This window comes from Pseudomonas sp. NA-150, from assembly GCF_044336365.1.
Classification (GTDB): Bacteria; Pseudomonadota; Gammaproteobacteria; order Pseudomonadales; family Pseudomonadaceae; genus Aquipseudomonas.
Genome location: NZ_CP172305.1, coordinates 1196336 through 1209606, shown reverse-complemented (window position 1 = coordinate 1209606; position 13271 = coordinate 1196336). Strand labels below are relative to the sequence as shown.

The window sequence follows — 13271 nt, the reverse complement described above, 5'->3', positions numbered from 1 at the left end:
AACAACCTGACCAGTGTCCTGCAGAGTAGGCAGCCCGGTGTCGCGATTCAATGGCCGCAGCCTTCATGGCCGCTGACCAATCCGCTCAGATCGCACGCATAAAAAAACCCATCCGAAGATGGGTTTTTCATCACCGCCCCGCGTTAAACAATTTTATGCGGGGTTTGGGTGGTAGGGATCGGGGCTTCGTTCACGCCCAAATCGTCTTCCGGACCAGTGTGAGTGATCGTACGACCACCCGACGCCAGCTCTTCGTGCATCTGCTCGACGTCCAGCTCCTTGACCCACTTGGCCACGACCAGCGTCGCCACGGCGTTACCGACCAGGTTGGTCAGTGCGCGCGCTTCGGACATGAAGCGGTCGATACCCAGGATCAGCGCCAGACCGGCAACCGGCAGATGGCCAACGGCCGACAGGGTGGCCGCCAGCACGATGAAGCCGCTACCGGTGACGCCAGCAGCGCCTTTGGAGGACAGCAACAGCACCACCAGCAGGGTGATCTGGTGCGTGATGTCCATGTGGGTGTCGGTCGCTTGAGCGATGAACACCGCAGCCATGGTCAGGTAGATCGCGGTACCGTCGAGGTTGAACGAGTAACCGGTCGGAATCACCAGACCCACCACCGACTTCTTCGCGCCCAGACGCTCCATCTTGACCAGCATGCGCGGCAGAACGGATTCCGAAGACGAGGTGCCCAGCACGATCAGCAGCTCTTCACGGATGTAACGGATGACCTTGATCACGCTGAAGCCGTGAGCGCGAGCGATGGCGCCCAGCACCACCAGCACAAACACCAGGCAGGTGAGGTAGAAGCACAGCATCAGTTGACCCAGCTGCACCAGCGAACCGACACCGTAGGCACCGATGGTGTACGCCATGGCACCCAGAGCACCCAGTGGCGCCAGCTTCATGATCATGTTGATGATGTTGAACATCACGTGGGCGAAGCGATCGATGAAGTCCAGCAGCGGTTTGCCGTAGGCACCCAGACGGTGCAGGGCGAAACCGAAGATCACCGAGAACATCAGCACCTGCAGGATATCGCCGGTAGCGAACGCGCCGAAGATGGTGTTCGGGATGATGTTGAGGATGAAGCCAATCACGCTCTGGTCAGCACCGGCAGCCACATAAGAGGCGACCTTGGAGGCATCCAGGGTGGCCGGATCAATGTGCATCCCAGCGCCTGGCTGGATCACGTTGACCACGAACAACCCCACGAGCAGGGCGATGGTGGAGACGATTTCGAAGTACAGCAGCGCATAGCCGCCGGTCTTGCCGACCGATTTCATGCTCTGCATGCCGGCGATACCGCTGACGACCGTACAGAAAATAATCGGAGCGATGATCATTTTGATCAGTTTAATGAACCCGTCACCCAGTGGCTTTAGCGCCACGCCGGCTTGCGGGTAGAAGTGGCCGACCAGAACGCCGATAACGATGGCGACGATGACCTGCAGATACAGGGATTTGTAGAGTGGCTGACGAGTCGTCATTGCAAAGTTCCTCAAAAGCACCGTTGCACACCCATTACCAGGTGCACACGACACTTAAAGCGCTTAACCCTCCTGCACTGGAGGGATTTGTTTTGTCGAGTTGCGAGGGCTTAACTTTCGCAAACCTCTGCGCGCTCTATCGCAAACCCTGTGCCATCTTCTTCAACACCGCTACACACCACGGAAACCGTGAAGCGACGCCAAAGCCGGCGTCTTTACCAGGCATAAATGTGGCGGATTTCCGCCCATTAGCGCAAAAATATCACCTGCATTGGCGGGTATCCGCCTTGTTCGTTGCCTGAGCGCTGACTAACATCGGCCCGTCCACGGATGAGTAACCCTATGCGCCAACGCACCATCGCCAGTCATTTCGCCAGCGCCGCCCTCGAGGGAGCGCGACGGCAGGGCTTCGAGTGTTCAGCGCTGCTGCAACAGGCCGGTATCCAGCCCGAACTGTTGGACGAACCCCGTGCCCGCATCGCCCCGGAACAATTCGCCCGCCTGATTCAAGTGGTGTGGCAGGCGCTGGACGATGAATACATGGGGTTCGGTCACGGCCCGAGCAAACGTGGCACCTTCGCCATGATGTGCCACGCACTGATCCATTGCCGCAGCCTCGAACGCGCGCTGACCCGTGGTTTACTATTTTATAGCCTATTCCCGCACGCCCCGCGTTTGAGTTTGAGCCGCGAGGGCGATGAGGTGCGCCTGACCCTCGACGATTCGGCCCTGCCGGATCCGGATCACTTTCTCAGTGAATGCCTGCTGGTGATCTGGCATCGCCTCGGCAGTTGGCTGATCGGCCAGCGCATTCGCCTGGAGCAGGTGACCTTCAGTTATGCCAGGCCCGAGCATGGTGACGAATACGACCTGTTGTTCCCCTGCCCGCTGGTGTTCGACGCCGGCAGCACCAGCCTGCTGTTTCATGCACGTTACTTGAGCCTGCCGCTGTTGCAGGATGAACGTACGCTAAAACACTTCCTCGAACGCTCCCCCGCCGACCTGCTGGCCCGCCCCGACGACGGCGACAGCCTGAGCAGCCAATTGCGCCGCCTGCTCAGCCGCGACTGCAGCCGCTGGCCAGATCTGGAGCACGTCGCCGAACAACTGAGCATCAGCCCACAAACCCTGCGCCGGCATTTGCGGGAAGAAGGCACCAGCTTTCAGGAATTGAAGGATCAACTGCGGCGGGACATGGCGATCTATCACTTGAGCCATGCCGAACTGTCCTTGCAACAGATCGCCGAACAACTGGGATTTTCCGAGCCCTCGGCGTTTCACCGGGCGTTCAAGAAATGGACCGGACTGACGCCGGGGGCGTATCGCGCACAGGAGATCTGAGGAAGTAGCGATTTTCCTGTAGGAGCGGGCTTGCCCGCGATTCGCTTGATGCGGTGTGTCAGGCATACCGCCATCGCGGGCAAGCCCGCTCCTACAAGGTGGAATTTACTTCGCGACGAAGTGAATCCGAAACGCCGCCCCGCCCAGCGGCGAGTCACTCAGGGTCAGGCGCGCGTTGTAGCTTTCAATGATGTCCTTGACCACCGCCAGACCGATACCTTGCCCCGGATTCTGCCGATCCAGCCGTTCGCCGCGCTGAAGGATCCGCGCGCGCTGGTTTTCCGGGACGCCGGGGCCGTCGTCCTCGACGCACAGTTCATCGCCGGTAGTGGACGGACGCAAGCTGACGCGCACCCGGCTCAGGCACAGGCGATAGGCGTTTTCCAGCAAGTTGCCGAGCATTTCCAGCAACGCGCCCTGCTCCATGGCGATCTGATAGTCGCCCGGTAGATCGATCAACACATCAACCCGCTTATCGCGATAGACCTTATCCAGCGTGTTGCACAAGCTTTCGATCACCGGTTTGAGCGTCACATGGTGCCGCACCAACCCACTCTTGCGCAGGCTCGCGCGCTGCAACTGGTAGTCGATTTGCTGGCTCATGCGCTCAATCTGCGATTGCAGAATACGCGCCTGGTCCAAGTCTTCCGGGCGTTTGGCGATGGTTTCGCTGACACCTTGCAGCACCGCCAACGGCGTTTTCAGGCTGTGCGCCAGATCGCCCAACGAGTCGCGATAACGGATGCGCTGTTCGCGTTCGCTGCTCAACAAACGGTTCAACGAATCCGTCAGGCGCAGCAATTCCCGTGGGTGTTCTTCACTCAAGCTTTCCCGCGAGCCGGCTTCCACCTGGTCCAACTCCTGACTTAAGCTGCGCAATGCGCGCAAGCCCCAGGTCAGCCCCGCCCATAGCAGGGCGAGCAACACCAACAACGCCGCGCCGAAGCCCAGGTAGAGCTTCTCGCGCAGGCCAGAAATGATTACTTTGTATTCGCGCACCGGCTGCAAGGCGACGATGCTGAACGCGGCGTTTCGGCCGCCAAGCAGCTTGATCTCGACGTCATACACGAAGTATTCCTGACCGTCGGATTCCTTGATTTTGTGAAACTCGCTGCCCGATCCGTCGTAGCGCGGGTAGTAGTTGATATTTTCCTGCTCAGTGGCCCGCGAGCGCCAGACCAGCCGCCCGTCACGGTCGTAGATGTAGCCGAGCAAACGGCTGTCCGGCAGGTTGAACTGCTCGCCCGGTAACAACAGCGGCATCAACAAGTGGCCGTCTTCGACCCGGGCCGCCGAGATCAATGTGGTGACGTCCGACGCCAGACGTTGCTCGATGGCGTCTTCCAGCGCCAGGCTATAAGCGCCTTGCAAGGCAGGCAGCAGCGCGATCATGAAGATGACGGCCAGGATGACAGCCGCCAGCATCAAGCGAACGCGCAGCGAGCGAATCACGTACAGCGCTCAGTGAACAGGTAGCCCAGACCTCGAACGGTTTCGATCGGTTTGAAACCATTCTGGCCTTCGAGTTTGCGGCGCAGGCGGCCGACCAGCACTTCGATCACGTTCGGATCGCGCTCGTCGTCGTCAGGATAGAGTTGTTCCATCAGTCGCTCTTTGGCCACCACTTGTTGATGGTGACGCATCAGGTATTCGAGGATCCGGTATTCGTAGGCGGTCAACGCCAACGGTTGTTCGTCGAGGGAAGCATGCTTGCGATTGAGGTCCAACAGCAAGGGACCGGCGACGATGGTCGATTGGGTAAAGCCACTGGAGCGGCGCAACAAGGCGTTCAGGCGGGCTTCCAGCTCTTCGAACTGAAACGGTTTGACCACGTAGTCGTCGGCACCGGCGGCCAGGCCTTCGACCTTGTCCTGCCAGTTGCCGCGCGCGGTGAGAATCAGGATCGGAAACGCCTTGCCCTGGGAACGGAACTGGCGAATCAGGTCCAGCCCGCCCATGCCCGGCAAGCCCAGATCGATGACCGCCAGATCGTGGTTGAACTGGGAGGCCTGGTACAACGCCTCCTCGGCATTCGGTACCGCTTCGACCACATGGCCATTTTCGGCAAGACGTGTCTGCAAGTGATGGCGCAACAACGCCTCATCTTCGACCACTAGCAGTTTCATGAGGCTCTCCCGGGCAAAATCATACCTCTCAAGACTAAGACTAATACTACGTGACCTATAGAACCTCGCCCAGACCACTGAGTGTGCGGTCTGGGCAGTAAATGTCCAGTGCCAGGTTGCGCTAAATCAAATGACAAAATTGGCCGGCTGCTGTGGGTCAAGCGCGCCGCGCAGCATGGCTTGACTCAGTGGCACGCCGTTGTGGCTGCCACACACACTTGCGCTGGTCGGGTAATAATGAAACTCGGCGGTCTTCAGGTCGGCCGTGGCCTTGTTCAGCCGCACCCCCACCTTGCCTTGAATCGAGGCGTTGGTACCGTCAGCGGCGTGAACGGCAGCGCTGCCACTGAGAAAAGCCAAAGCGAAAAAAAGCTTGTTGAAGGTAAGCATGGCGATGTCCTTCCTGCACAAGATGCTATGGGGGTACGCCGTCAGACTAATCACCAGGCGCTGAACCCACCCTGAACACCTGCCTGATCGCCTGCCGCTGGACAACGGATCGGCCTGCCATTGCGACAATCGTCTAACCTGTTTGAGCGAATCCCTGTGTCGAATCAGCAAAGGAGAAGCTCCCATGCGTATCTGCATAGCACTGGCAATGATGGCCCTGGCCAGCCTGGCCCAGGCTGCGGTCAAGACCGAAACCCTGCATTATCAAAGCGCCGATGGCAGCAAACTGGTGGGGTACTACGCCTACGACGACACCATCAAAGGCCCCCGCCCCGGCGTGCTGGTGGTGCATGAATGGTGGGGCCTGAACGAATACGCCAAAGGCCGGGCCAAGGCGCTCGCCGCGCTGGGCTACAGCGCGCTGGCGGTGGATATGTATGGCGATGGCAAGCACACCGAGCACCCCGCCGACGCCATGTCGTTCATGATGGCGGCGATGAAAAACAGCGACGCTGCGGCACAGCGTTTCGACGCCGGGCTGGCACTGCTGAAAAAACAACCGCAAACCAACCCGGATAAGATCGCCGCCATTGGTTACTGCTTCGGCGGTGGCGTGGTGCTCGATGCAGCCCGGCGCGGCGAACCGCTGGTCGGCGTGGTGACCTTCCACGGCATGCTTGCCACCAAAACCCCGGCGCAACCCGGTGCGATCAAGGCGAAAATCCTGGTGGAGCATGGCAACGCCGACACCTTGATCACCCCGGACAGCGTGGTGGCATTCAAAGCGGAGATGGATAAGGTCAAAGCGGATTATGAGTTTGTCGGCATCGACGGCGCCAAACACGGCTTCAGCAACCCCGACGCCGATCGTTTGGCCAAAGTCAAAGGCGCGCCGGACATCGCCTACGACAAAAAAGCCGACGAAAGCTCGTGGTCGGACATGCAGGCGTTTTTCAAGAAAGTCTTCGGTGTCTGACACAATGCAGATGCCTATGTAGGAGCGAGCTTGCTTGCGATGGCGGCGTACCTGACAAACCGCTGATCGCGGGCAAGCCCGCTCCTACCATTAGATTTGCGCTGTACCTGATGCCATCCGAAACGGCAAAATGCCGGGCATGACTCAACCGATAACCCTTCCCGCCTGTTGCCCCACACTCGACAGCCACTGGCCGTTGCCGCAAACGCTGCCCGGCGTGGCGCTGGTCAGTTCTGTGTTCGACCCGAAAAAACTCATCGACGGCGATTTCCAGCACTGTGGCATCAAGTGCCCCGCCACTATCCAGCGCTCGGTGGCCAAGCGTCAGACCGAGTTTCTGGCGGGGCGTTTGTGTGCTCGCGAAGCCCTGCGGCAATTGGACGGCCGAGGCTATGTCCCAAGCATCGGTGAAGACCGCGCGCCGATCTGGCCTGTGGATATCTGCGGCTCGATCACCCACAGCCACGGCTGGGCGGCGGCGATTGTCGGGCAGCGCCAGCAATGGCGCGGGTTGGGCATGGACATGGAACACCTGCTCGCCCCCGAACGGGCCAAACGCCTGGCCGGTGAAATCCTCACCGCCGATGAGCTGCAACGCATGGCCGCTGGCGCCGATGAACAGCTCGGCCTGTGGGTAACTCTGACTTTCTCCCTGAAAGAGAGCCTGTTCAAGGCGCTCTACCCCATCGTGCACACACGCTTCTATTTCGAAGACGCGCAACTGCTCGACTGGTCCGACAACGGCACTGCGCGCCTACGCTTGGACATTGACCTGTCCCGCGAATGGCACAAAGGTCGAGAACTGGACGCGCAATTCAGCGTGCAGGACGGTCAATTGTTGAGTCTGGTCAGCATCGCCGCCTGATTCAGGGCTTTTCCTGCTGACGCGGCCAGGCCAGGCTGAAACAGGCACCGCCCAGATTCTTGCTGTGGCTGATCAATGCCCGGCCGTTGTGCCAATGGATGATCCGCCGCACGATCGATAACCCCAGGCCGTGGCCACCCGAGGCCCGGGTGCGGCTGTCATCCAGGCGCATGAACGGCGTGAAAATCCGCTCCCAGGCACTTTCCGGCACACCGGGGCCGTCGTCTTCGATATCCACCCGACAACGCTGCTGCCCGACCTGATAACTGACGCTGACCCGCGACTCCGCGTGGCGCATGGCATTGCCCACCAGATTCTGCAGCGCCCGATGCAGGTAGCGCGGCTCGGCCTCGACCCACGCGCCATCGTTGTCCGCCGACGCCAGGCATTGCCCGCGACTGACCGTGACGTTGGCCCGCAGCGGCGCCAGCTCGGCGATCACCTGATTGACCAGCGCGTCGAGGTCGATGCGCTGGAAATTCAGGGTCGGCGAGCCCTGCTCCAGCCGCGCATAAGTCAGCATCTCGTCCACCAGCTTATCGAGGTCCTGAATGTCGCTGTCCATGCCGATCATGTATTTCTGTCGGGCTTCCGGCGTCGGCGCGTCGCCGATCATCTCCAGCCCGAAACGCAGACGCGCCACCGGCGTGCGCAGTTCATGGGACACCGCGCGCACCAGCTCGCGCTGCATCGCCAATGACCGTTGCAAGTGCTCGGCCATGCCATTGAACGCCGACGCCAGCCGCCCCACCGAGTCTGCGCCGGACGGCGGCACCCGGGTTTCCAGGCTGCCCTTGGCGATGCGCGTGGCCGCGGCTTCCAGACCGCGCAGCCGTCGCTCCAGCCGTCGCACCAGCAAATACACCACCAAACCAATCATGCACAGCCCGAGAAAACCGATCAGCACCAGCAACTCTGGCGGATAAGGATTCATCTGGAACAACGGCCCGATTTCCAGCACCCACGGGGTATTGGCCATGCCGGCGAACACGCGGATCGAGTCGCCGCCCTTGCCCAGCGCCATCACCGTATCGCCCTCATTCACCCGACGCCGCTGGTCATCGTCGAGGTTGGCCTGGTCGAGGCGGGCCAGTTGCATGTCGAAGCCGAAACCTTTCTCTGCCTTTATAGCGTCCAGACGCTGCGGCTGCTCATTCACGGGAACGCGCACCAGCTCGTCGATCAACAGGTAAATCGTCGCCCGCGCCAATTGCTCGCTGATTTGTTGCACTTCACCGATCAACACCAACTGCTCGGAATCGCTGACCAGGCAAAACACCTTGGCTGCATGCGGACCGGTCTGTTCGACCACCACCTGCCCGCGCATCATGCGCGCGCGGTCGCTGCTGTCGATCCGGGTGTCGCTGATCGATTGCAGGCTCAGGGGCATGCCCAGCAGGCGTTCCCAGGTGACCAGGGCGCGGCGGCGGTCGATGGCAATCATCGGCCGCAAATTGTCAGCCATCAGCGTGAAGGTGCCGTGGGCTAGACGCTCGCGGTACTGGTCGCTGCGCACCTGATTGACCAGGTGCAGCGTCAGCACCCCGAGCAGGGCCACCAACACCAGCACGCCAAGCATGCCGCCATAGATGCGCAGGAAGATCGAGTTCATGGGAGCAGGTAGCACGTCACGTCTTGCGCCGCTTCCGGCACGAAGAGATAACCTTTGCTGCGAATGGTTTTGATCAGGCGCGGATGAATCGGGTCGTCGCCGATTTTCGGGCGAATGCGCGAGATACGCACATCGATGGAACGGTCCTGGCCGTCGTAGCCGAAACCGCGCAGGGCGGTGAAGATTTCTTCGCGGGACAGAATGCGCCCGGCGTTGGCCACCAGCAGCCACAACAGGTCAAATTCGGCACTGGTCAACTCGATGCTGTTGTCCTGCAGCCAGGCCTCGCGCAAGGCGTTGTCCACCACCAGCGGGCCGAACACCAGGCGCCGAGGATTCCCGGCCACTTCCGGCTCAGCGCTTTCGCTGCGGCGCAACAACGCGTGAATACGCGCCAGCAACACCCGTGGATGCACCGGCTTGCAGACGAAGTCGTCGGCGCCCATGTCCAGGCCTTGAATCTGGTCGGTGTCATCGGTGCGCGCGGTCAGCATCAGGATCGGGCCGTCGTAGCGGTCACGCACCTTGCGGCAGATGCTCAGGCCATCTTCGCCGGGCAGCATCAGGTCGAGAATCACCAGATCCGGTTGCTCGGCGATGATCCGCGCTGCCGCCAGTGCGCCGTCGCCCTCGATGGTCACCCGCAGGCCGTTGCTTTGCAGATAGTCCTGGGTCAATTCAGCCAGGCGCTGGTCATCCTCGACGATCAATACCCTCCAGCTTTCTTGCTCCACGGGGCACCTCTCCTGTGTTTTTCTTATTAATAGGCACCGATGATATCGAGGAAACCAACGGACGTATTGTTCGATCTGGCCGGCCCACCCATTGACCGTTCGTCTTAGCACAGCTCATGCCAGATCGACCTTGTGATGTGCGATTTTTGTGATAGGGTTCGCGCCCGCAAAAACCCGCTCAAATCGTAAAAAACAGTGACAGCCGGTGTAGTCCAGCAGTTATGCGGCCTACACGCTGCTTCACGATTTCATACATGAATTACCCACAGATTTATCCACAGGTCCACGTTGCATTCCAGAGCCAAAACGCTTTATCTTGTAGCTCGGCTCGGAACCAGACCCTAGATGTAGGGTTTCACGCCAAAAACCAAACACAATTCGATCAGGAAATTCAAGCGGTTTTCTTGTAGGTCTTTGGTGTAAACCCTGCATTTTTCAGTAGACCAAACCACTCACGTGGATGGCAACCGCTCTACCTCTGAGATCGAGGTAAACCGGTACAAGTGTTGCAATAAAATACGAGCATCCTTCTTATAGATTTCCGGTTGTCGGGTTTTTGACCCCAACCTACGACTTCAAAGCCAGGGAATGGCGCAACAGCCTTTCCTTATCCGTTTTGAAGTCTTTGGACTGACGTTTGTCAGTCAACTGCCTCAAGACGGAACGGTGGGCACGCATTCAGTGCCCAAACAAAACTAGAGAACGTGGAGACACCCATGCAAACCGACACAACTCGCGAGAAGCCGCAGGCCACTGCACAGCAGGCTGGCGAATCCCTTCAGGATCTGTCCGCTACTGCGCCTGGCCAGCTGCGCGTGATCAAGCGCAACGGCACTGTCGTTCCTTACACCGATGACAAAATCACCGTCGCTATCACCAAGGCTTTTCTTGCTGTTGAAGGTGGCACCGCTGCTGCCTCGTCGCGCATCCACGACACCGTTGCCCGCCTGACCGAACAAGTCTCTGCCACGTTCAAACGTCGCATGCCGTCCGGTGGCACCATCCACATCGAAGAAATCCAGGACCAGGTCGAACTGGCCCTGATGCGTGCCGGCGAACAGAAAGTCGCTCGCGACTACGTGATCTACCGTGATTCGCGCGCCAAAGAACGTGCTGTTCGCGCGCCGGAAGAATCGCTCGACGCCCACCCGTCGATCCGCATCACCCGCGCCGACGGCAGCTTCGCGCCGCTGGACATGGGTCGCCTGAACACCATCGTCACCGAGGCCTGCGAAGGTCTGGAAGAAGTCGATGCGAACCTGATCCAGAGCGAAACCCTGAAAAACCTCTACGACGGCGTTGCGCTGAAAGACGTCAACACCGCACTGGTGATGACCGCGCGTACCCTGGTAGAGCGTGAGCCGAACTACTCCTTCGTGACCGCTCGCCTGCTGATGGACACCCTGCGTGCCGAAGGCCTGAGCTTCCTGGAAGTGGCCGACAGCGCCACTCACCACGAAATGGTCGACCTGTATGCCAAGGCACTGCCTTCGTATATCGCCAAAGGTATCGAGTTCGAATTGCTGAACCCGATTCTGGCCACCTTCGACCTGGAAAAACTGGGCAAGGCGATCAACCACGAGCGCGACCAGCAGTTCACCTACCTGGGCCTGCAAACCCTGTACGACCGTTACTTCATCCACAAGGACGGTATCCGCTTCGAACTGCCGCAAATCTTCTTCATGCGCGTGGCCATGGGCCTGGCGATTGAAGAAAAGCAGAAAGAAGACCGTGCGATCGAGTTCTACAACCTGCTGTCGTCCTTCGACTACATGTCGTCGACCCCGACTCTGTTCAACGCCGGTACCCTGCGTCCGCAGCTGTCCAGCTGCTACCTGACCACCGTGCCGGATGACCTGTCGGGCATCTACCACGCGATCCACGACAACGCCATGTTGTCCAAATTTGCTGGCGGTCTGGGCAACGACTGGACCCCGGTTCGCGCATTGGGCTCGTACATCAAGGGCACCAACGGCAAATCCCAGGGCGTTGTACCGTTCCTCAAAGTAGTGAACGACACGGCTGTGGCCGTTAACCAGGGCGGCAAGCGCAAAGGCGCGGTCTGTGCCTACCTGGAAACCTGGCACATGGACATCGAAGAGTTCATCGAGCTGCGCAAGAACACCGGTGATGATCGTCGTCGTACCCACGACATGAACACCGCCAACTGGATCCCTGACCTGTTCATGAAGCGCGTCTTCGATGACGGCCCGTGGACCCTGTTCTCGCCATCCGAAGTGCCGGACCTGCACGACCTGACCGGCAAGAAATTCGAAGAGCGCTACGAGTACTACGAAGCGCTGACCGAATACCCAGGCAAGATCAAACTGTTCAAGACCATCCAGGCCAAAGATCTGTGGCGCAAGATGCTCTCGATGCTGTTCGAAACCGGCCACCCATGGTTGACCTTCAAAGACCCATGCAACCTGCGCAGCCCGCAGCAGCACGTCGGCGTGGTCCACAGCTCGAACCTGTGCACCGAAATCACCTTGAACACCAACAAGGACGAAATCGCCGTTTGCAACCTGGGCTCGATCAACCTGCCGAACCACATCGTCAACGGCAAGCTGGACACCGACAAGCTGAAACGCACTGTCGATACCGCCGTGCGCATGCTCGATAACGTGATCGACATCAACTACTACTCGGTGCCGCAAGCGAAGAACTCCAACTTCAAGCACCGTCCGGTTGGCCTGGGCATCATGGGCTTCCAGGACGCGCTGTACCTGCAGCACCTGCCGTACGGTTCCGACGCTGCCGTCGAGTTCGCTGACCGTTCGATGGAAGCTGTCAGCTACTTCGCGATCCAGGCCTCTTGCGACCTGGCCGACGAGCGCGGCGCTTACGAGACGTTCCAGGGTTCCCTGTGGTCCAAAGGCATCCTGCCGCTGGATTCGCAACAGATCCTGATCGAACAACGTGGCCAGAAGTACATCGACGTTGACCTGAACGAAACCCTGGACTGGGCGCCAGTACGTGCCCGTGTGCAGAAAGGTATTCGTAACTCCAACATCATGGCCATCGCACCGACCGCCACCATCGCCAACATCACTGGCGTATCGCAGTCGATCGAACCGACCTACCAAAACCTGTACGTGAAGTCGAACCTCTCCGGCGAATTCACCGTGATCAACCCGTACCTGGTTCGCGACCTCAAGGCGCGCGGTCTGTGGGACTCGGTCATGATCAACGACCTGAAGTACTACGACGGTTCCGTACAGCAGATCGAACGCATCCCGCAGGAACTCAAAGAGCTCTACGCCACCGCGTTCGAAGTGGAAACCAAGTGGATCGTCGACGCCGCCAGCCGCCGTCAAAAGTGGATCGACCAGGCTCAATCGCTGAACCTGTACATCGCTGGCGCCTCGGGCAAGAAGCTGGACGTAACCTACCGCATGGCTTGGTACCGTGGTCTGAAAACCACTTACTACCTCCGTGCCCTGGCCGCGACCAGCACCGAGAAGTCGACCGTCAACACCGGCAAGCTCAACGCAGTGTCGAGCGGCAACCACGGCGACGACTCCATCCTGGCTGCTCCAAAGCCAAGCGAGTCAGCTCCAGCCGGTCCAGCGCCAGTGCCTAAAGCCTGCGCGATCGACGAGCCGGATTGCGAAGCTTGCCAATAAGCTGAGCAGTAAATAAAAACGGGCGCCCTGGTGGCGCCCGTTTTTTTTGTACTGTAAACACGTCTCTGTAGGAGCTGCCGAAGGCTGCGATAAGGCCGGAACGGCCTT

The 13271-nt window shown here is 59.7% G+C and carries 10 protein-coding genes; 4 read left to right on the top strand and 6 right to left on the bottom strand.

What is annotated here, in order from left to right:
* Window positions 1–143: 143 nt before the first annotated feature.
* Window positions 144–1493 carry a dicarboxylate/amino acid:cation symporter gene (locus tag ACF0H7_RS05805; RefSeq protein WP_397451836.1) on the bottom strand — a complete coding sequence of 450 codons (1350 nt, stop codon included), beginning with the start codon at window positions 1491–1493 and terminating at the stop codon, window positions 144–146.
* Window positions 1494–1835: 342 nt separating this feature from the next.
* Here ACF0H7_RS05805 and ACF0H7_RS05800 point away from each other — a divergent pair, with 342 nt between their 5' ends.
* Entirely contained in the window at window positions 1836–2834 is a 999-nt protein-coding gene (locus tag ACF0H7_RS05800) for an AraC family transcriptional regulator (protein ID WP_397451835.1), read from the top strand.
* 105 nt (window positions 2835–2939) lie between these two features.
* On the opposite strand, the gene ACF0H7_RS05795 is transcribed toward ACF0H7_RS05800, so the two are convergent.
* The 3 genes from ACF0H7_RS05795 to ACF0H7_RS05785 form a co-directional block, all read right to left on the bottom strand.
* Window positions 2940–4286 carry an ATP-binding protein gene (locus ACF0H7_RS05795; RefSeq protein WP_397451834.1) on the bottom strand — a complete coding sequence of 449 codons (1347 nt, stop codon included), beginning with the start codon at window positions 4284–4286 and terminating at the stop codon, window positions 2940–2942.
* On the bottom strand, window positions 4283–4960 hold the full coding sequence (locus ACF0H7_RS05790; protein ID WP_397451833.1) for a response regulator: 678 nt from the start codon (window positions 4958–4960) through the stop codon (window positions 4283–4285). Before ACF0H7_RS05790 ends, ACF0H7_RS05795 begins: the two co-directional genes overlap by 4 nt.
* A gap of 126 nt (window positions 4961–5086) precedes the next feature.
* Window positions 5087–5350: a hypothetical protein gene (locus ACF0H7_RS05785; RefSeq protein ID WP_397451832.1), complete on the bottom strand. Its 264-nt coding sequence runs from the start codon at window positions 5348–5350 to the stop codon at window positions 5087–5089.
* Window positions 5351–5534: 184 nt separating this feature from the next.
* Between ACF0H7_RS05785 and ACF0H7_RS05780 the strand changes: the two genes are divergently transcribed.
* Window positions 5535–6326: a dienelactone hydrolase family protein gene (locus ACF0H7_RS05780; protein ID WP_397451831.1), complete on the top strand. Its 792-nt coding sequence runs from the start codon at window positions 5535–5537 to the stop codon at window positions 6324–6326.
* A 139-nt stretch (window positions 6327–6465) separates the two neighbouring features.
* The gene (locus ACF0H7_RS05775; RefSeq protein ID WP_397451830.1) at window positions 6466–7191 is read left to right on the top strand and encodes a 4'-phosphopantetheinyl transferase; all 726 of its coding nucleotides are present in this window, start codon (window positions 6466–6468) and stop codon (window positions 7189–7191) included.
* A 1-nt stretch (window position 7192) separates the two neighbouring features.
* On the opposite strand, the gene ACF0H7_RS05770 is transcribed toward ACF0H7_RS05775, so the two are convergent.
* Window positions 7193–8803, bottom strand: a complete 1611-nt coding sequence (locus ACF0H7_RS05770; RefSeq protein WP_397451829.1) for an ATP-binding protein — start codon at window positions 8801–8803, stop codon at window positions 7193–7195.
* Entirely contained in the window at window positions 8800–9537 is a 738-nt protein-coding gene (locus ACF0H7_RS05765; protein WP_397451828.1) for a response regulator, read from the bottom strand. The genes ACF0H7_RS05770 and ACF0H7_RS05765 overlap by 4 nt, the downstream gene beginning before the upstream one ends.
* A 716-nt stretch (window positions 9538–10253) precedes the next feature.
* Between ACF0H7_RS05765 and ACF0H7_RS05760 the strand changes: the two genes are divergently transcribed.
* A complete protein-coding gene (locus tag ACF0H7_RS05760) occupies window positions 10254–13163 on the top strand; it encodes a ribonucleoside-diphosphate reductase subunit alpha (RefSeq protein WP_397451827.1) in 2910 nt (969 codons plus the stop codon).
* Window positions 13164–13271: the final 108 nt, after the last annotated feature.